This window comes from Rufibacter hautae, assembly GCF_008271695.1.
GTDB classification, from domain to species: Bacteria; Bacteroidota; Bacteroidia; order Cytophagales; family Hymenobacteraceae; genus Nibribacter; species Nibribacter hautae.
The window spans coordinates 1,137,757-1,156,397 of the sequence record NZ_VKKY01000003.1; the positions used below are offsets into that span (position 1 = coordinate 1,137,757).

The following is an 18,641-nucleotide window of genomic DNA, read 5'->3' on the forward strand; positions in this document are numbered from 1 at the left end:
GGTTTGCCTATGACCGGAAGGGATCCATCTCCTTCCACAGGCGGTTGAATTCCTTAGAGTAATCTGCCACCACGTGGGCATCTGACGTCACCAGAATGTTCTCATGGTTGTACAAGGCGGCGCTTCGGGTCCAGTTGTAGGAGCCGGTGAGCACATGCGCATGGTCCATGATAGCGAACTTGTGGTGCATGTGGTTAGGGGTGTTGTCTATCTTGGTGCTTATGCCTGCTTGTGACAGCTGCCTGATGTCTGAGCCCTTGTCAAAAAGCTTTTCATTGTCGGTGAGCAGTTGAATGTCTATCCCCTTGCGGTGAGCCGCCAGAATGGCGTTGGTGATACGGTCATCTGAAATGGTGAACACGCAGATTTTAAGCGATGTTGTAGCCGATCCAATGAAGGCCAGAATAGCCTTCAAACAATCTTCACCAGGGCTGAAATAAGTGGCATTTTTTACTTTGGGGGCACTCTTGAACAAAGAAAGGACAGATTTCACAGGGGAAAAATTAAGGGTTCTGAGGCGTAAGATACAAACTAACCGCATACTCAGTTAAGGCCAATCGCCTATACCTCCTAAGTAAGGCCGTTTCCCAACTGTTTTTCCAAAATGGCCACTAAACAGAAATCAAATTTACTGATCCTATAAAGTCAGTCATCCTTGCATTTGTTGCCTGACTAATTCCCGTAATGCAGGACTATCTGAAATTACAAGCCTCCCTATAACCTCCTAGTTTCTTCTAGCCATAACTCAAAGGCCTTACGACTTGAGGTGCTTTCTTCCCTAAGATAGCACGCATTCTGTCCCCCTTTGAAGGGGTAGGGGGATGACAAGCCAGGCAAAGAACCAACAAACACCTGCTAAGCAGAACCTATAAACGTACCTTGGCCACTAACCCAGCAAGAACAATCAACACGGAGATCAAGAGAAACCATGGCGTTTTTCATCTCTTTTGTTGAAAAGAAGCTCAAACCAGATTGGGTTCTACTTTTGGTTAAAATCTTGCCACCTAAAACCTTGGCACCGGAAAAACTTTGCAAAAAGCGGATTTGAATTTTTAGCAGCAGAACTCATGATTCATTTTGATTACATTGTATTATTTGAATTTCAAGGAAGTAATCTTAAAACTTGGAAAAATTATTTTCTGCAAAAAGGTTGTTTTTGTAAAAGTTGTGCCCTTACCTTTAGGGCATCTTTATTGGAGATTTATAAAGAAGAGGCGAGAGAGCAGGCTCCGGGACCCTCTAGCAACCTTCGGCCCGGCCGAAAAGGTGCTAACACCTGCCCAATTTTTGGGAACTATAAATAATTGACCATGCAACCACAGATTTTGCACCCTCGCTTGACCACTTACAGCCATCCTGCTTCCCGGCAGATCCTGCGAATGCAGGCTTGTTGTTGCTGTTAAGTCCTAGCGCCACCTCTTTCTTTATTGGCATAGCCTTGTTCACCCTGCGGTGAGGCGCGCTGATGTCCTCCTGTTTTTTCAAACTCAAATGTATATGAGCTATTCTTTACCCTTCTCTTCTATGGAGAACGGTGCTCCTGCGGGAGTATCCTTCCAGTTTTCAACCGCTGCTCTTCCTGTGAGCGCCATGCCCCTCTGCGCCCGAATGTGTTGTTGTTAAACACTGTTTCGTTGCACTAATCCGATAGCAACCTTTCTATTTTTAAAATGCCGGTGTCGTCCTGATGCCGGGTAGGAATTGTCTTGTCTTTATAATTTTATAAAAATGCAAACGAATACAAGTAGTACTCTGAAAAGTCTAGTAAGTCTGGGGGTATTATTAGCCATATTGCTGGCCCATGCTGCCTTTGCCCAAGGCCAACAGGTGACGGGCTTAGTGACCAATACTAAAGGAACCGAGGCTCTGGCGGGCGTGAGCGTGGTGCTGAAGGGCACCACCAGCGGCACCTTCACCAACGCCGAGGGGCGTTATTCCATTCCGGCCAAAGCCGGTCAGACACTGGTGTTTTCCAGTATTGGGTATACGCCGGTAGAGGCGGTGGTGAACGGAAGCACCGTAAACGTGACCCTGAAAGAAGACACCAAAAGCCTGGAGGAAATTGTGGTGGTGGGCTACGGAACGCAGTCACAAAAGGCGGTTTCCAGCTCGGTGAGTACGGTGAACGTGGAAGACCTGAGGGGTTTGCCGGTTACTTCTCCAGACCAACTGATTCAGGGGAAAGCCGCCGGGGTGCAGATTTCCTCGGCCAGTGGCGCACCGGGGGGCGGTATCAGCGTGAGCGTGCGCGGGGCCACTTCCATCAACGCCAGTAACTCGCCGTTGTACGTGATTGACGGCGTGTTCATCAACAACCAGTCACTGAGCAACCTGGGCTTGGGTGGACAGACGTTCAACCCGCTGGCCGATTTGAACCCCGCGGATATTGAGAGTATTCAGGTACTGAAAGATGCCAACGCCACAGCCATTTACGGGTCAAGAGGAGCCAACGGGGTGGTGCTGATTACCACCAAGCGCGGCAAGTTGAACGCGGGTTCTAAAATCAGTTTCCAGACCTACTTCGGTTGGGCCAAGGCACCTAAGCTCTATGAAACCGTGAACGCCCAGCAGGAAGCCGAACTCATCAACGAAGCTTTCCTGAACGATGGCGGTGCTTTCGCTTCCCGTCCGTTCCGTCCGAAAGCCGAAGGAGGACGTGGGTTACCCGAGGAGCAGACCACGTACTCCCGCATTCCGGATGTGTTCCAGACCGCCAAAACCCAGAGCTATGACCTGTCGGCCTCGGGTGGGTCAGACAAAAGCCGGTACTTTATTGGCGGCAGCTATTTCTCGCAGGAAGGGATTGTGAAACCGGCTTTGTTCGAGCGTTTCAGCGGGCGGTTTAACTTTGACCATAACCTGAGCGAGAAGCTGACGGTGGGCATCAGTGCCTCGGGCGCGTACAGCCACCGCAACGTGAGCCGCAATGACAATAGCGCCCAAGGCGTGATTAACTCCTCTCTGTACGTGCAGACGTTCTTGCCCGTGTTCAACGAAGACGGCAGCTACGCCCGCCACAGCATCTTTGATAACCACCTAGCCCTTATTGAGAACCTGAACATGCAGGGGCACAGCAACCGCCTCATCGGTAACCTGTACGCCGAGTACGAGATTCTGCCGGGCCTGTCGTTCAAATCTAGCTGGAGCCTGGACTACAACAGCTACATTGACAAAGTCTATAACAACACCCAAATCAGCGTAGGCCTTCCGGCCGGGAACGGCAGCAACACGCAATCCAGTCTGGTGACGCTCATCAACGAGCAGGTTTTGACCTATAACAAAGCGTTAGGCGATGACCACCGTTTGAACCTGGTTTTGGGAAATACCCTCCAAAGCACCAAATACAATTTCCTGACCCTCTCGGGCCAGAAATTCCCAAGCGATAATTTCCAGGAAATCGCTTCTTCGTCCATCCAGACGGGGAGCACTTCTTCGAGCCAGAACGGGTTGGTGTCTTTCTTCGGGCGGGCGAGTTACACGTTCAGAGACAAGTACAGCCTGGATGGTAGCCTGCGCGCCGATGGTTCCTCTAAGTTTGCCGCCGGTAACAAATGGGGTTACTTCCCATCAGTAGGGGCAGCCTGGATTATCTCAGAAGAGGCGTTCGCGAAAAGCCTGCCGTTTGACCAGATAAAGCTGCGCGCCAACATCGGGTTGTCCGGTAACCAGAATGGTATCAGTGATTTCCCTTCGCAGAGTTTGTGGAGAGCCGGTAGAAATTACCAGAACAACCCCGGCATCAGCCCCAGCCAGCTGGGCAACCCAGATTTAACCTGGGAAACCACCCGCCAGTGGAACGTGGGACTGGACTTGGCGTTCCTGCAGAACCGCATCAAAGTGGAGGCCAATTACTACAGCAAATACACCAAAGACTTGCTCATTCAGGTGCCGGTGCCTTCCAAACTGGGCTATTCCAGCGTGTATGAGAACCTGGGCGAGGTGAGCAACAAAGGGGTGGAGCTGAGCATTTCCTCCGTGAACATCCAGAAAGATGATTTCCAGTGGTCCACTGATTTCAACATCGCCAGGAACAAAAACCGCATTGAGAAACTTCCTACGCCTATCACCGCCCACTCCCGTGACTGGGTGCGCATGGAAGAAGGAAATTCGCTCTTCGCTTTCTGGGTGTATGACCAACTGTATGTAGACCCGCAGACCGGCGATGCCGTGTACGATGACGTTGACAAGAACGGCACCATCACTACTGCCGACCGCAAGATTCTGGGCAACGGCGCACCGGATTTCTTTGGAAGCTTGAACAACACCGTGCGCTTCAAACGGTTCGATGTAGGGGCCCTTTTGTATTTTCAGTCCGGAAACGACATCATCAACCTGAACCGCTTTTTCATGGAGCACGGCGGTACCCAGAGTGGTATCACCTTCTTCCCGAACCAGCTGAATAGATGGCAGAAGCCCGGCGACATCACCGATGTGCCGCGCCTGACCAAACGAGGCAACAACTACACGCTGCCCAGCAGCCGCTACCTGGAAGACGGTTCTTTCCTGCGCCTGCGCTCCATCACCTTGGGCTACAATGTGCCTACGGAGTTAGTGAACCGCTTCAAAATCTCCAACCTGCGCCTGTACGCCCTGGCTACCAACCTCTGGACGCTCACCAACTACAGCGGCCTTGACCCCGAGGTAAACGTAGCCGCGAACAACCAGAACGTGCTGGGCATTGACCACGCCGTGGTGCCGCAGCCCAGAAGTTTCCAGATAGGTGCCAATGTTACTTTCTAAAAAACAGCCATGAAAACGATTCTTACTTCCTATAAAACCTTTGTCTTAGCCGCCGCCGTTTTGTTCTCCAGTTGCGATTTGCTGGAGCCGGACCCCGCCACCGAAGTCTTGTCTTCCACCGCTTTAGTAGATGCCCGCGGCGCCCAGGCTGCCTTGCTGGGTACCTACAGCGAGCTTCAAAGCAACAACTACTATGGCTTGGATTACCCGGCTTTGTCGTACCTCTCCTCAGACGAGGCGGAGTCCATCGGGTCCTTTGACTTTTACAGGCAGTTCGACCGCAACGGCATTCAGTCTGAGAACAGCTCTATCCTGAGCACTTGGCGCCAGATTTACCGCGTGATCAACCTGTCCAACAACCTCATCGCAGATGTGCCGGCCATCCAGGATCCTACCCTAACTGATAACCTCCGGAGAAGCATTCTGGCCGAGGCTCATTTTCTGCGCGGTCTCGCGTACTTTGACATCGCCCGCGCCTGGGGCGGTGCCCAAATGGTTCTCACGCCCACCGAGTCCAAACTGGACGGGCAAGGCATCGGCCGCTCCACCAAAGCCGAAACCTACGCCCAGGTACTTTCTGATTTAAACCAGGCCGAGCAGCTTTTCACCGAGGTGGAGAAGGGTGCCGTAGGTTCTTCCTATACCACACCCGCCCGTGCCTCCTTGCTGGCCGTCTGGGCCCTGAAAGCCCGTTTCTACCTCTACCAGGAAAACTGGACTGAGGCCGAGAACTTCGCCACCAAGGTGATTGATGCGAAGAAAGCCCAGTTGGTGTACCCGTACGAGCAAACCATCCAAGGCCTGCTCACCCCCGAAAGCATCCTGGAACTGGCCTACACCACCGCCAACGGCAACAGCCACGCCTCTTACTGGCTGCCCAGTTCCAGTGGCGGTCGCCTGGAGTGGATTCCTGGCCAAGCCATCACCAGCGAGTTGCGCAACCCAGCCGTGGGCGGCGCCCGCAGCATCCTCATCGGGACTTCCGGCACCATTGTCTACGGCAAAAAGTACTTCCGCAACGGTACCAGCGATGACCCCGCATTCCTGCTGAGAATCTCCGAGCAGTACCTCATCCGCGCCGAAGCCCGCGTAAAGAAAGCAGCCCTAGACCTGGTAGGCGCCCTATCCGATGTGAACGCCATCCGGGAGAGAGCCCGGGTAGAGAAACTGACCTTACTGGATGCCCCTGGCTTGTTGCTGGCCATTGAGCAGGAACGCAAACTGGAGCTCGCCTTTGAAGGTCACCGCTGGTTTGACCTCATCCGTACCGGCCGCGCCCAAGCCGTCCTAGGCATCACCAACCCCAACAAGTTCCTGTACCCCATCCCCAACGCCGACATCGTCGCAGACCCAGACTTAGGACCGGAAGACCAGAACCCCGGGTATTAATTGTCATTCTTTCTATGCTTTTGATAAGGAGTACCGCAGGGCGGTACTCCTTTCTTTTTTACCTGCTGTTTTGGGGCTGTTTTTGAGAAAGTAGGATTGAAGCAGGCGGGATTCGATAGGATTTCTTAATTAAGGTAGTAGACTTGGAAGAGATTAGGGCTTTGGAGTGATGTGTATTTTATTGATACTTTAGTTGTGAGTAAATTGGGGTTGTAAATTGATCAAATAAAAGCATAATGATTAGATTAAAAGTTATAGAATGCAGTTTTACTACTGAGCATGAGTGGCTATTTAAGTTTCAGGACGGTGAAGGTGAATGCCATTATCTAATGGATAGTAGATTTTATGCTGAACACAATCTTAAAGCGCCAATTACAAGACATCACTTGGATTCACTTGACATTGGTCATTCCCTGCTTTCGGAATCTACTGTAATTGAAGGGTTGAACATTGTAACAACAGTAAAGTGAAAATTGAATGTGTTTGCTCTTCCAGAGTTCTACCCCGAAGAGCCGTACAAGCTGTATTTTTGTTGTCTAGCTTTTAACTTCCTCTCAATTAGAGGATAAATGTGGTGGTACGTTTTATTGTCTTTTCCCAAAAAGAGGCTCTAAACATCCTAATGCCACTTGGTGATTTACCTACTTTGCCGACATGCTGATTGTCTTTGCTGAAGTTATTGTGGGTTACCCATACTGCCTTTCACAATTAGAACAGCACAAAAAAAGTGGCTACCAAAGGGTAGCCGCTTTCAAATAAATAGTCTTGCAAATCATAACCTCCCTCTGTCATCTTGGAAGGATTTTGTGGGCAAGCTAGAAAGGCCTTTAGCAAATGCTATTGCCGTTTGCCGCCAAGGTGCTTTCAGGATGACAGGGGGAGAAAACACTATTACTCTTCTTCTTCCGCCGCAGGTATACCTCCAACAGTTTTGATGATGTTGCCGAAGAACAGGGCGTTGAAGAACAGGCGGTTGGTGCCGTACCAACTCCCGCGAAAATTAGGGTTGTCGGCGAAGAGGACCACGGTGCCCTGGCCTTGGTTTTGCGCTAATAGAGAAGCCGAGTTGGAGATTTTCTTCAGGTTGGCTTTGGACACGTAGCCACTCTGCAGCGGATTGGCGGTGTACTGGGCTACGGTTTCATACGAGTTTTTGCTGGGGGCCAAGAACACGCTGCTGTTGCGGTACACGCTCAGTTTACGCGAGGTGTAGCCGAAGGCTAGCGGGTGCGTGATGTCCAGGTCGGTCTCGTAAATAGAACCGCCGACTGATTTGGCACCTTCCAGTTCGCGGGCATTGATGTAAGCCTGGCGCGTGGTTTTGGTGGCGGTATCAGCGGGAGAGATCAGGCGCGCATTGGCTATTCCTTGTTTGATGGCCCACTCTGAGGCAGATTTGAAGGTAATCAGGGTGCCGCCCTCGGTAACCCAGCGCTTCAGTTTGTCCACGGTGTTTTTGTCCAGGCTGTTGTAGGAGCCGCTCACCAGCACGATGGTATTGTAGCGGGCCAGGCTAAGGCGCGGGAAAGAACTCAGTTCGGCTTTGGTAATAGGCATTTTAAACTGGGAATCCAGCAGGAACCAGACTTCCCCGGCCTCGGGACCCTGCACGCCAGTGCCTACCAACATCAGGGCCTCGGGTTTCCGGATGGTCTGGATGTTGCTGCTGCCCAGGTCAATGCCTTTGGCGCTGAAACCGCTGTTCACTGACGCGATGTTGACTTTGCGATCCGCAACTACTTTCTGGACGGCTTTGTACAGCGAGTCAGACGAGATTTTCTGGGAAGCAACCGGAATTGTGATGGCGCCGGGTAGGTAGTCTTTGGCGCCCGCTGTGGTATTGGCCGTGAAAGGTTTCAGGGCGGTTTGGGCGGTTACCCCCAGTGATTGCAGTTGATACAAGGCCCCGGCGGTGTTGTAATCGGTCCAGTCCAGTAGGTAGGCGTAGTTGCTTTTAGAAGGCGCATTAGCGGCAAGGGTGGGCAGAGCCGTTACTTTGTTCCCGCGGTTCACGGGTTTAGTAGCGCCCACGTGCGGCAGGCCATACGCCAGGGCGAGGGTCCAGGTGGAGGCATCGTAGAAGACGCTGTCGGGCAGATTGGTGTTCTTCGCGAAGATAGATTCCACCAGGCGGTACTGCGGTTGCTCGGTTGGCACGACAAAGGATTTTCCTTTCTCAAAAGGGGTGCCATTGATGGTCTGGTTGCCGGGTAATTCATACACCTCAATTTTGTGGGCCAGCAGCAACTCGGTGAAATTGCGCAGGCGGGTGGCATCGTGCTTCTCGCCGTACACGTAGGCTTTCACCGGATTCTTGCGACCATCGGCGAGGCCGGATTTGTAGAACTCGCGCTGGTGTTTCAGGAAGGTCTCGCGGTTCTCCATTGCGCCTTTCACCGTAGCTAAGCCGGTGCTCAGGTGGTTCCTGATCCCAAAGGCAAAGGTCAACACGCCGGTAGAATTCTCCTGGCGGTTTCCTCGGGAGCTGGCTTGTTCGGTGGTGATGCCCACCCCGCCCTGGAAATCAGGATAAGTGGAGCCGTAGCCAGGGTAGATGTTGTCATACTGCTCCTTGGTGAAATACAGCGACCCGATCTCGTCCAGCGCGGCCGCGTGGTACTTGGCGATGATCACGTTCAGGTTATCATAGGTGCTGCGGGGCACCAGGTAGTTCTCAGAGCCGTAGGGCTTGCTGGGCTCAAAATAATAGGTGGAATTGGTGCCCATCTCGTGGAAGTCAATGACCACGTTGGGCAGCCACTCATGGTAGAATTTTAGGCGGTTTTTGCTTTCCACGTGTGCAATGGGCAGCCAATCGCGGTTCAGGTCAAACCAGTAGTGATTGCCGCGGCCTCCGGGCCATACCTCGTTGTGTTCCCAATCGGCGGGGTCAGCCACGGAAGGGTCGCTCTGGTGCACGTTGATCCAGTTCGCATGCCGGTCGCGGCCATCGGGGTTGTGGGCGGGGTCCAGCAGAATTACGGCTTCTTTTAACGCACGCTGGGTTTCAGGGTCCTGGTTGGCGGTGTAGTAATAGGCTGTGAGCAGAGAGGCTTCCAGGCTGGAGGCCTCGTTGCCGTGCACGCTGTAGCCCAGGTTCACGAACACCGGCGCGTTAGTCAGGTTGGGCAGCGGCTTGGTAACATCGGCGAGTTGAAGGTGCTCTTTCCGGATATCTTCCAACTTCGCGTGGTTCTCGGGCGAGGTGATGATGGCCACCACCTGCGGCCGCAGTTCATAAGTAAACCCGATGGTCTGCACTTTCACTTTGTCCGATAACCGGTCCAGCTCTTTTAGATAAGCCACCGATTGCTCGTAGCGGCTGTGGCGCTCGCCGATGCCGTAGCCCAGGAACTGCTCGGGTGTGGGAATAGCGGCGTCAAAATTCTTCGTCTTAGGGAAATAGTAGCTGCTTTGCGCCAGGGCCGGAACAAGGGTCAGAACCCAGGCAGTCAGGACCAGAAGCGCCCTGTAAGTATGTAACGATGATCTCATGGTGTTTTAAAGGTGAATATTAAAAAATGGGTTAAAAGCGGAAGGACGAAAAAAGACATTTCCCCAACAGCAAAGAGAGAGGAAGCGATAGAGCGCCGCCAGGGTAGAGGAGAGGCATGCGTGCAAAGAAATACCCCAGGCAATCGCCGGTTTCTTTGCCCTTGCCTGCGCAAGTGCCGTGTACATAAGGTGTGAAACTGAAAAAGGAACTTAGAAAAAGAAGGAGCGCTGCCTCAGCGCAGAAGGATAGAACCCCGGGAGCCCGGAAAATCTAAATAAGCTAACAGCAACAACAAAAGTGCATACAGGCAGCGGAGTAGCCTGAAGCAGTAGGTAATGAAAGAAGATTGGTGTTGGAAAGGGTACTGTGGTTGCTGCTACTCATGGTCTGAAAACTTATATTTCCCATTTGGCTGGGCAGGAGTTAGCACCTTTTTAACTCAGTTAACGGTTGCTAGAGGTTCTCAGAGCCTGCTCTCTCCCCTCTTCGGTATAATTTCAGAGGCTAAGGTAGAAAGCGGGTGGGTATATAGCAAAAGATTTATACATTATTTACTGCAGGAATACAGACCAGGCGAAACCTGAAGCTACAACCCTTGAAGGACATTGACTGCAAAAGCATTTTGTAGCTATTTTTCCAAAAACAGCCTTGAATCAGCAAGAAGTTATAAAGATGACTCGATGGGGAGGAGCGGAGAGGACTTATCAGAATTTTAAGGAGGTTAGAAAATGCAGGCTGCTAGGTAGATGCAATTCATAGCCCATTTGAAGTTTCAAAGCGAGTTTTGGGCTAAGTGCCAGGCCTGGAAAATTCCAGATAGGTGTTCTGCAGAGTGGGTATCTGCTTTCTTCTTTAAGCCGTACTAAAGGAGTACTTTTGGCCCGAAAAGCTGGGCGACAAAGGTTCTGTGCCTTTTTAAACCTTAAAACTTCCTGGAACACGTGCTGACTCCGAAGAAAGGCTCATCAGAAGAGCCAACCAGATTGTTTGATTGCCTGGCTTACCAATTGAAAAACATGCCCTTGGAAGACATGTTCAGCGCCAAAGAGAACGGTGCCTGGCGCAAGTACTCCACCCAGGAAGTAGTTGATACTGTGAACCAGTTAAGCGTGGGTTTATTGGCGCAAGGGATCTCTTCCGGAGACGGCACCGCTGAAAACCGGGAAAAGATTGCCATTATCAGCGCCAACCGGCCCGAGTGGATGATGGTGGATCTGGCCATCCAGCAGATCGGGGCCATCTCCGTGCCCATTTACCCCACCATCAACAATGAGGAACTGAAGTTTGTGCTGCAGGATGCCGCCGTGAAAATGGTGTTTGTAGGGGAGAAAAACCTTTGCCGGAAAGTGGAGAGCGTAAAGGCAGACTTGCCGGATTTGCAGAAAATCTACACGTTCAGCCCGGTGCCAGAAGCCCTTCACTGGAAAGAACTGCTCTTTGAGGTTTCCCCAAACCTGGAGCGACAACTGGCCCAGAGCAAAGAAAGCATCCGGCCAGAGGATTTGGCTACTATTCTCTATACCTCTGGGACCACCGGCACACCCAAAGGCGTCATGCTCTCGCACCGAAACATCCTGAGCAACATGTTCAACAGTACCGAGGTGATAGATGAGGTGGGCGTCCGGGGGAAAAGAGCCATCAGCTTCCTGCCCCTGAACCACGCCTTTGAGCGCATGGCCACCTACTGCTTTATCTACGCCAGCGTTTCTGTGTACTACGCTGAGAGCATGGACTCCATTGCCGAGAACCTGCGCGAGGTAAAACCCACCATTTTCACCACCGTGCCACGCCTTTTGGAAAAAGTGTACGAGACCATCGTGCGGAAAGGAAGCGAACTCACCGGGGTGAAAAAATCCTTGTTTAACTGGGCCCTTCGGTTGGCCGAGCGGTATGAGATCAATACACCACTCCCCCTCACCTACAGAATGCAACTGGCCCTGGCGAACAAGCTGGTGTTCAGTAAATGGCGCGAGGCCATGGGCGGCGAGGTGAAATCCATCATCACCGGGGCGGCGGCTTGCCAGGTGCGGTTGCTCAAAGTCTTTACCGCCGCCGAGATTGTGATCCAGGAAGGCTATGGTCTTACCGAGGCATCGCCCATCATCAGCGGAAACCGGTATCCCGAGGAGAACCGTATGTTTGGCACTGTGGGTCCGCTGCTGCGGGATGTGGAGGTGAAGATTGCCGAGGACGGTGAAATCCTCTGCAAAGGTCCTAACATCATGATGGGTTACTACAAGCGCCCCGACCTCACCGCCGAGGTGCTGCAAAACGGTTGGCTCCACACCGGCGACATAGGAACCCTGGTGAGCGGCAAGTTTCTCAAGATCACCGACCGCAAGAAAGAGCTTTTCAAGACCAGCGGAGGTAAGTACGTAGCGCCCCAACCCATTGAGAACAAAATGGTAGAAAGCCCCTGGATTGAGCAGATCATGGTGGTAGGGGAGTCGCAGAAGTTTGTGGGTGCTCTGATTGTGCCCGCTTTCCAGGCCTTACAGGAGTGGTACGCGGGCCAGGGTCTGCCGTATCCCGGAAACCTGGCCGCCGTTGCTGATAAGCGGGTGCGCGCCCTCATCTCAGAAGCCATTAAGACGTACAACCACTACTTTAACCCGGTGGAACAGCTCAAAAAGTTTGCCCTTCTGCCCCAGGAATGGACCGTTGCCGGCGGTGAACTCACGCCCACTCTCAAACTGAAACGTAAGGTCCTTTTTGAGAAATACCAGAACTTCATCCAGGAAATCTACACCCAAGCATAAAAGTAAAAGCGGCTTCTACCAAAATAGGAGCCGCTTTTACTTTATATGGTGACAAGCTTTGCACGCATTTCGTCCCCCTTAGAAGGGAGAGTAGGGGAATGGTTTTTTATATCTCTCTGGTTCAAGTTTCTAACTTGGACCCATACTGGGCTGAAGTTTTCAACTTCAGTGAGGCGAGAGCCTCAAATTGAGCCGTTGGCAGGATTCGTTAGGGCAACCACAAGGGATTGCCCCTACTTATTGGAATGCGTGTGATCAGCACGAGTAATCATCCCCCTACCCCCTTCAAAGGGGAACATTTTGAAAACTGAAGCTTTATTTTTAATAAGATGATCCGACTGTTTTAACCACGTTTTTCCAAAAACAGTCCTAAATCATGGGTTAACTATTCCATTACCAAACATCCTTGCCTAATCCTTAACCTATTCAGACAATCTCTCATCCGCTCAATCTCTCACTCATTTATTCACTCACTCACCTGTCAGCTTCCGAACCAAAGACTCTAAACGGGTAAGCCTTTCTTCCAAAGATGAGGGTGATTTGAGGTAAGTGCTGTATACGCCTTCTACGTGCCAAAGCTCGGTTACTTCCGCTACAGGGAGGGAGAGATGGTCATAGTCGGGATTATCGGCTTTAAGCAGGAGGGCGCTACTCTCGGTGAGGCCCTGGAAGCGGCGGGTAACCAATTTGTTCTGGGTCAGGACCACGTAGACCTCGTTGGGCTTGAGTTGGGAAGCGTCTACGGCTACTGCCGAGCAGTAAAGGATATCACCGTGGCGCAGGCCGTGCTGCTGGTACTGCATCTCAGAGCCGGTATGCTCAAAGGCGCGGTGTAACACCTGTGCTTCGCCGGGCAAAATGAGGGACGGAAGCCCGTCTATAAACTGCTTTTCCTGCCGATGGGTGAAATAGGCCGTTTGCTCTACCGCCATAACCAAAGCGGTGCGGTAAACCGGAGCCTCCGTAGCGTCTGCTACTTTTATGAGCAGGTGATCTGGGTGAAGGTCCCGCTTGAAGATATCAAACCCATATAAATCATTGACAGTAAGTTCTTTGGTAATCAGAAGGTCCAAACTGACTCCAAAGTGCCTGGCAATCTGTACCAGCGTGTCAATCTTGGGTTCAGACCTGCCTTCTTCATACGCGCCTACGCTAGGGCGCGCCAAATCAAAGAGTTGCGCAAAGGCGGCTTGGCTCAAATTCTTGACCGTCCTGATTTTCTTAATGTTCTTCCCGATGCACGACATAAAAAATAATTTAAAAATAAACATGCTACAATTTTGAGCGTATCTATTTTTTGTAGTATAATTGCCTTCGAAATCAGGACAAGATAAGCACTAATTTTCAATGTTGCTACAATTAAGAGCAGAAACAAAGCTAACCATTCCAGATTGATGAAGATTAAAAGAGAAATCACTCAGGAGCGAAGGTCAGGATTATGAGCAATGTTACCCTCGATTCAGGAGAACGGTTTTTCCCTGCCAGAAAGTAGTGCTGATGTTAAAAGACAGGTTTAAAATAGTACTTTGTTTACCAACAATTAAGAAGCACCATGGAAACCAGAAACACACTCCTTAAAGTGGTAGCGCCCATACTCACATTTGTAGCGGTGAAAGTGGTGCACAACGCGGTTGGGTTTGAATATGATCTCTTCGTGGAAGGTATTTTCAACCTGGGTTTTGTGATTGATATTATGTCATTTGCAGTTGGGTATGCAGGCTTTTCTTACCTCCTGCTGAGAGTGTTTTCTAGGAATACATCAGAGTAAAGCATTAAATAGCACTTAGAACACGAACTAGCTTCTAAAGATGGAAAACAACTACTTCCTGAAAGTGAAAGAATATTTGGTGGAACTGGATTTCCGCATCACCCACGAAGATCCCAGGGATTGCGTGTTTGTGGTGGAAAAGGAAAGCCTAGGCATCAAGAACCTGGTTATTGGCTGTACAGATCCGCTCCTGATCATGGAGCAGTACATCCTGGAACTACCCATGGTGACGGTGGAGATCTGCCAAAACCTGCTTCAGAAAAACCGCGACATCATCCACGGCGCCTTCGTGCTGGATGAGTCTGGGCGGCGGCTCATTTTCCGGGACACCCTGCAGATGAGCAAACTGGACCTGCACGAACTGGAGGCCTCGCTCAACTCGCTGGCCCTGCTGCTGAGTGAGTACGGAGAGCAACTCCTTTTATTCTCTAAAAACCAATCCCGCTGATATGACCATTTTGCACCGCATCTTTAAAATAGGCACTTCTGAAGCGCACCCCTCGGTGGAAGGACTTAAGGAGCCCATCCAGAGAACCGAGCAAGGCATCCGGGACATGCGGTTAGAACTGGAGAAGAACGTGCGCGCCCTGGAAGCCTTTTCAAATAGTGAAGAGAACGGTGGCGTTGCCCCTGATAGCCAGGCCTCAGGCCAAAGCCGGGCAGAATTGGAGCAGAAGATCAAGGCGCTGAAAACCAACCTCCGGAAGTGGGAAATGCAGTTACGCGTGCTCCAATCAAGGGTGACGGTGAGCAGTGCCACCAAAACCATCAATCGGCAAATGGCCCAGCTCAACGCGCCCGGCTCCCTCACGCTGCTGGAAAACCGGCCAGCGGAAGGACCAGCGGATCAGCAGCAGGTTCAAAACCCAGAGGAAACTGCCTCGCAGACGCTGGGCCAGCAAAACGCCTCCCAGGAACCGCAGGATGCCTGCACCCCCCAGACGTTTGCCCAAAAGGCAGATGCGTTGAATGAAAAATTAAGCCTCACGCCCACGGCTTCCGCCCCAGACGCGCCCACTACCCAACCCTAGAAAACAGCCGTTTCAGGGCTGTTTTTCAGAAAACGGGCCTGAAGCAGAGAAAGCTTCCTGCCCGCCTCTCCTTACCAAAGGAACCTCAGCACCCTTGTTCGTTTTCGGCCCTATTTTTCAGAATTAGGCCTTAAACGCAGCCACTTTTCAGATTCAGGATTCAGAACGCTAGACTCAGTACGTTATTAAAATGGGACAATTAGGATTTATCTTTTGCGCCGCCGTGAGTTTCTGGCTGGTGAAAGATGGGGTGGAAGAGGTGGGCCATTTCGCCCAGGCCGCGGCGCCTTTCCTGGCAGAGATCACCCCGTCTTGGCAGGATGTAAAGGAATTGGTTTGGCAAACGGTAAGCCTTGAATTATTGCCATCGGGCTCCCTCTTCTAAGAAGTTGGGTTCGGAATTTAAAAATTTCATTTCGGACCTGGACTTCTTCTTCGCAATACCCACAGAATTTGTACTTTTAGACAAGCGTCCTCACCTATGCAAGAACTTCTTCAAGCCTCCTTTTCCAGCGCCAACGTCTTCGCCTCGGGGCTGCTCGTTTTTGTGCTGCTCTACTGGCTGACGGTGCTGGTGGGCGTGCTGGACATCAGTTCCCTGGACGTGGAGGTAGACACTAATCTTGACGCTGATGCCTCGCTGGCTGGCTTGGATGCCGTGCTCGCGTTCTTCCACCTGGGGCGGGTGCCGCTCATGATTTTCCTGTCCTTTTTCGCGCTGCCGTACTGGGCCGTGTCGGTGGGGGTGAACTACTCACTGGGGACTGCCTCCAGTTGGGTGGGCCTGCTGCTCCTGCTGCCGCTGGCGTTCTTCTGCCTGTTTATAGCCAAGTTCCTGACGTACCCTTTCGTGAAACTGTTCCAGACAATGGAGACGGAGGAAGCACCCAACGCCGCCTTTATCGGGCAGGTGTGTACGGTCTTGCTGCCCGCCAACAACGCCCAGATTGGCCAGGCCGCCGTGAAAACCAACGGCTCGCCCGTGCTCCTGAATGTGAAAACCTCGCAGGAAAGCCTTGTTCAGAAAGGTAACACCGCCGTGGTCATAGATTACCTGCCAGAAACCAATCTTTATTTAATAGAACCTTACCAAACCCTTTAACTTTTTATTCTACATTCTATGTTTCAATCCCTTACTCTCGCAACCACCATCATGCTGGCGATTATTGTCTTCGGGGTGCTACTGGTCATCATCAAGATGTACCGCAAGGCCATCCAGGGCGAAGCCATGGTACGCACCGGCATGGGCGATACCAAAGTCTCCTTCTCCGGCATCTTTGTGGTGCCCATCATCCACAAGTTGGAGGTCATGGACATCACCCTCAAAACCATCGTGATTGCCCGCACCGGCGCCGAGGGCCTGATCTGCAAAGACAACCTACGCGCCGACATCAAGGTGAATTTCTTTCTGCGGGTAAACAAAACCCAGGAAGACGTGGTGCAGGTGGCGCAGTCCATCGGGTGTAAGCGGGCCTCCGATCCGGGCGCGCTGGAAAGCCTTTTCGATGCCAAATTCTCAGAGGCGCTCAAAACCGTGGGCAAGCACTTTGATTTCGTGGAATTGTACCAAAGCCGCGATGACTTCAAACGCCAGATTCTGCAGACCATCGGCACCGATCTGAACGGCTATATCCTGGACGACTGCGCCATTGATTACCTGGAGCAGACCCCGCTCAGCAACCTGAACGAGAACAACATCCTGGACGCCGAGGGGATCAAGAAGATCATTGACCTGACCGCCCGCCAGAAAGTACAGGCCAACCTCATTGAACGCGAGCGCGAGAAAACCATCAAGAAGCAGAACGTAGAGGCGCAGGAAACCATTCTGGAGCTGGAAAAACAACTGGCGGAGAACCAGGAGAAACAACGCCGCGAGATAGCCAGCATCAAAGCGAGAGAGTCGGCGGAGATTGAGAAAGTAACGCAGGAGCAACGCATGGTCTCTGAACGGGCCCGCATCGCCACCGATGAGGAAGTCATGATCTCTGAGCAGAACCGCGACCGCCAGGTTTTGGTGGCCGAACGCAGCAAGCAGCGCACCGATGCCGTGGAAACCGTGCGGGTAGAGCAAGCGAAATTGCTGGAGCAGAACGAGATGCAGCGCATTGTGGCCCTGGCCGAGATTGAGAAAGAAAAGGCCATTGAAGAAGAGCGCAAGAACATTCAGGGCATTATCAAAGAGCGCATCGCAGTAGAGAAAGCCGTGGTGCAGGAAGAAGAGAAAATCAAGGATACCAAGGCTCTGGCCGAGGCCGAGCGTCTGAAGCAGGTGGCCGTGACCAAGGCCCAGCAGCAGAACGACGAAGCCACTATTACCCTGGTAGGGGCCGCCGAGATGGAAAGACAAGCCGCTGAGTTCCGGGCCAAGCAAGCCATCATTGACGCCGAAGCCGAGAAAACCACCGCCGACAACAAAGCCCAGGCCATTAAACTTCTGGCCGAAGCCGAAGCCAGCAAAGCCGCCGCGGTGGGTCTGGCCGAAGCCAAAGTGATGGAAGCCAAAGCCTTGGCCCGCACCAAAGAAGGCCAGAGCGAAGCCACAGTGCTGGAAATGCAATCCGTGGCCGAGGCCAAAGCCATTCAGGCCAAAGCCGAAGCCCAGGCCCAGGCGAACGAGACCTTGGGCGTGGTAGCCGCCAAAGTAGCCAAAGAGAAAGGCCTGGCAGATGCCGCCGTGATCCAGGTGACCGCCGAGGCCGAGCAGCAGAAAGGCTTAGCCGAAGCCCGCGTGAGCCAGGAGAAATTCACCGTAGACGCCAAAGGCATTGAGGCCAAAGCCGAAGCCATGAAGAAACTGGACGGCGTGGGCAAAGAGCACGAAGAATTCAAACTACGTTTGGAGAAAGACAAAGCCATTGAACTGGCCAACATAGACATCCAGAAAGACATTGCCGCGTCGCAGGCCTCGGTGATTGCGGAGGCCTTGAAAGCCGCCAAGATCGACATCGTGGGTGGGGAGACCATGTTCTTCGACCAGATCATCGGGTCTATCACCAAAGGAAAGCAGGTGGACCGCCTGGTGACCAACAGTGAGGTGCTGGGTACCGTGAAAGATGCGTTTTTCCAGAAAGACGGCAACGGCCACATTGACTTCAAGGCCAACCTGCAGCGGTTCATTACCCAGTTCGGCATGAACACCGATGATGTGCGCAACCTGAGCGTTTCGGCCCTGCTTTTGAAAATGATGCAGCAAAAGGCCTTGGACGAAGCTACCACCAACACTCTAAAAGAACTGACCTCCACGGCTTCGGCCCTGGGCTTGGGTGATAAGCCGGTCTATACCCTGAACTAACCTTTCCGGGCTTTCCCTCTCCTGGCTGACAGGAGAGGGAACCCGTAAGAGGCTTAGGTTCATTTGTATGCCTCCGGGAAGGTCCCAAAGGATGACTTACAAAGGGCTTCCGTTTTCAAGGCAGTTTAAAGAAAACAGGCTGGAAATGAGGTTGGAAAGGTCTTTG

12 protein-coding genes and 2 riboswitches are annotated in these 18,641 nt (G+C 52.2%); of the genes, 9 read left to right on the forward strand and 3 right to left on the reverse strand.

What is annotated here, in order from left to right:
• Positions 1 to 7 precede the first annotated feature (7 nt).
• Positions 8 to 493: a phospholipase D-like domain-containing protein gene (locus FOA19_RS21170; RefSeq protein WP_190300505.1), complete on the reverse strand. Its 486-nt coding sequence runs from the start codon at positions 491 to 493 to the stop codon at positions 8 to 10.
• Positions 494 to 1,198: 705 nt separating this feature from the next.
• Positions 1,199 to 1,303, forward strand: a riboswitch (SAM riboswitch).
• A 425-nt stretch (positions 1,304 to 1,728) separates the two neighbouring features.
• On the opposite strand from FOA19_RS21170, the gene FOA19_RS21175 reads away from it, so the two are divergent.
• Positions 1,729 to 4,740, forward strand: a complete 3,012-nt coding sequence (locus FOA19_RS21175) for a SusC/RagA family TonB-linked outer membrane protein (RefSeq protein WP_149092830.1) — start codon at positions 1,729 to 1,731, stop codon at positions 4,738 to 4,740.
• A gap of 9 nt (positions 4,741 to 4,749) precedes the next feature.
• Complete coding sequence (locus FOA19_RS21180; protein WP_149092831.1) at positions 4,750 to 6,129, forward strand: RagB/SusD family nutrient uptake outer membrane protein; 1,380 nt, start codon at positions 4,750 to 4,752, stop codon at positions 6,127 to 6,129.
• 891 nt (positions 6,130 to 7,020) lie between these two features.
• Here the strand turns inward: FOA19_RS21180 and FOA19_RS21185 are convergent.
• On the reverse strand, positions 7,021 to 9,624 hold the full coding sequence (locus FOA19_RS21185) for a M14 family metallopeptidase (protein WP_149092832.1): 2,604 nt from the start codon (positions 9,622 to 9,624) through the stop codon (positions 7,021 to 7,023).
• Positions 9,625 to 10,017: 393 nt separating this feature from the next.
• A riboswitch (SAM riboswitch) is annotated at positions 10,018 to 10,123 on the reverse strand.
• Positions 10,124 to 10,641: 518 nt separating this feature from the next.
• On the opposite strand from FOA19_RS21185, the gene FOA19_RS21190 reads away from it, so the two are divergent.
• On the forward strand, positions 10,642 to 12,384 hold the full coding sequence (locus FOA19_RS21190) for an AMP-dependent synthetase/ligase (protein WP_149092833.1): 1,743 nt from the start codon (positions 10,642 to 10,644) through the stop codon (positions 12,382 to 12,384).
• Between the two features lie 470 nt (positions 12,385 to 12,854).
• On the opposite strand, the gene FOA19_RS21195 is transcribed toward FOA19_RS21190, so the two are convergent.
• A complete protein-coding gene (locus FOA19_RS21195; RefSeq protein WP_149092834.1) occupies positions 12,855 to 13,631 on the reverse strand; it encodes a helix-turn-helix domain-containing protein in 777 nt (258 codons plus the stop codon).
• Positions 13,632 to 13,936: 305 nt separating this feature from the next.
• Between FOA19_RS21195 and FOA19_RS21200 the strand changes: the two genes are divergently transcribed.
• From FOA19_RS21200 to FOA19_RS21225, 6 genes are all read left to right on the forward strand, one after another.
• Complete coding sequence (locus FOA19_RS21200) at positions 13,937 to 14,152, forward strand: hypothetical protein (protein WP_149092835.1); 216 nt, start codon at positions 13,937 to 13,939, stop codon at positions 14,150 to 14,152.
• A gap of 40 nt (positions 14,153 to 14,192) precedes the next feature.
• Complete coding sequence (locus FOA19_RS21205) at positions 14,193 to 14,600, forward strand: type III secretion system chaperone family protein (RefSeq protein WP_149092836.1); 408 nt, start codon at positions 14,193 to 14,195, stop codon at positions 14,598 to 14,600.
• A gap of 1 nt (position 14,601) precedes the next feature.
• Positions 14,602 to 15,183 (forward strand): hypothetical protein, encoded by a 582-nt coding sequence (locus FOA19_RS21210; RefSeq protein ID WP_149092837.1) that lies wholly within the window; start codon positions 14,602 to 14,604, stop codon positions 15,181 to 15,183.
• A gap of 190 nt (positions 15,184 to 15,373) precedes the next feature.
• Positions 15,374 to 15,568: a hypothetical protein gene (locus tag FOA19_RS21215; protein WP_149092838.1), complete on the forward strand. Its 195-nt coding sequence runs from the start codon at positions 15,374 to 15,376 to the stop codon at positions 15,566 to 15,568.
• 96 nt (positions 15,569 to 15,664) lie between these two features.
• A complete protein-coding gene (locus tag FOA19_RS21220) occupies positions 15,665 to 16,285 on the forward strand; it encodes an OB-fold-containig protein (protein ID WP_149092839.1) in 621 nt (206 codons plus the stop codon).
• Positions 16,286 to 16,303: 18 nt separating this feature from the next.
• The gene (locus FOA19_RS21225; RefSeq protein WP_149092840.1) at positions 16,304 to 18,475 is read left to right on the forward strand and encodes a flotillin family protein; all 2,172 of its coding nucleotides are present in this window, start codon (positions 16,304 to 16,306) and stop codon (positions 18,473 to 18,475) included.
• The last annotated feature ends 166 nt before the right edge of the window (positions 18,476 to 18,641 follow it).

Bases quoted from the DNA above. Each gene is read 5' to 3' on its own strand.
- FOA19_RS21190 (WP_149092833.1), top strand. From the start codon at position 10,642: ATGCCCTTGGAAGACATGTTCAGCGCCAAAGAGAACGGTGCCTGGCGC.
- FOA19_RS21175 (WP_149092830.1), top strand. From the start codon at position 1,729: ATGCAAACGAATACAAGTAGTACTCTGAAAAGTCTAGTAAGTCTGGGG.
- FOA19_RS21215 (WP_149092838.1), top strand. From the start codon at position 15,374: ATGGGACAATTAGGATTTATCTTTTGCGCCGCCGTGAGTTTCTGGCTG.
- FOA19_RS21210 (WP_149092837.1), top strand. From the start codon at position 14,602: ATGACCATTTTGCACCGCATCTTTAAAATAGGCACTTCTGAAGCGCAC.
- FOA19_RS21185 (WP_149092832.1), bottom strand. From the start codon at position 9,624: ATGAGATCATCGTTACATACTTACAGGGCGCTTCTGGTCCTGACTGCC.
- FOA19_RS21220 (WP_149092839.1), top strand. From the start codon at position 15,665: ATGCAAGAACTTCTTCAAGCCTCCTTTTCCAGCGCCAACGTCTTCGCC.
- FOA19_RS21195 (WP_149092834.1), bottom strand. From the start codon at position 13,631: ATGTCGTGCATCGGGAAGAACATTAAGAAAATCAGGACGGTCAAGAAT.
- FOA19_RS21205 (WP_149092836.1), top strand. From the start codon at position 14,193: ATGGAAAACAACTACTTCCTGAAAGTGAAAGAATATTTGGTGGAACTG.
- FOA19_RS21225 (WP_149092840.1), top strand. From the start codon at position 16,304: ATGTTTCAATCCCTTACTCTCGCAACCACCATCATGCTGGCGATTATT.
- FOA19_RS21180 (WP_149092831.1), top strand. From the start codon at position 4,750: ATGAAAACGATTCTTACTTCCTATAAAACCTTTGTCTTAGCCGCCGCC.
- FOA19_RS21200 (WP_149092835.1), top strand. From the start codon at position 13,937: ATGGAAACCAGAAACACACTCCTTAAAGTGGTAGCGCCCATACTCACA.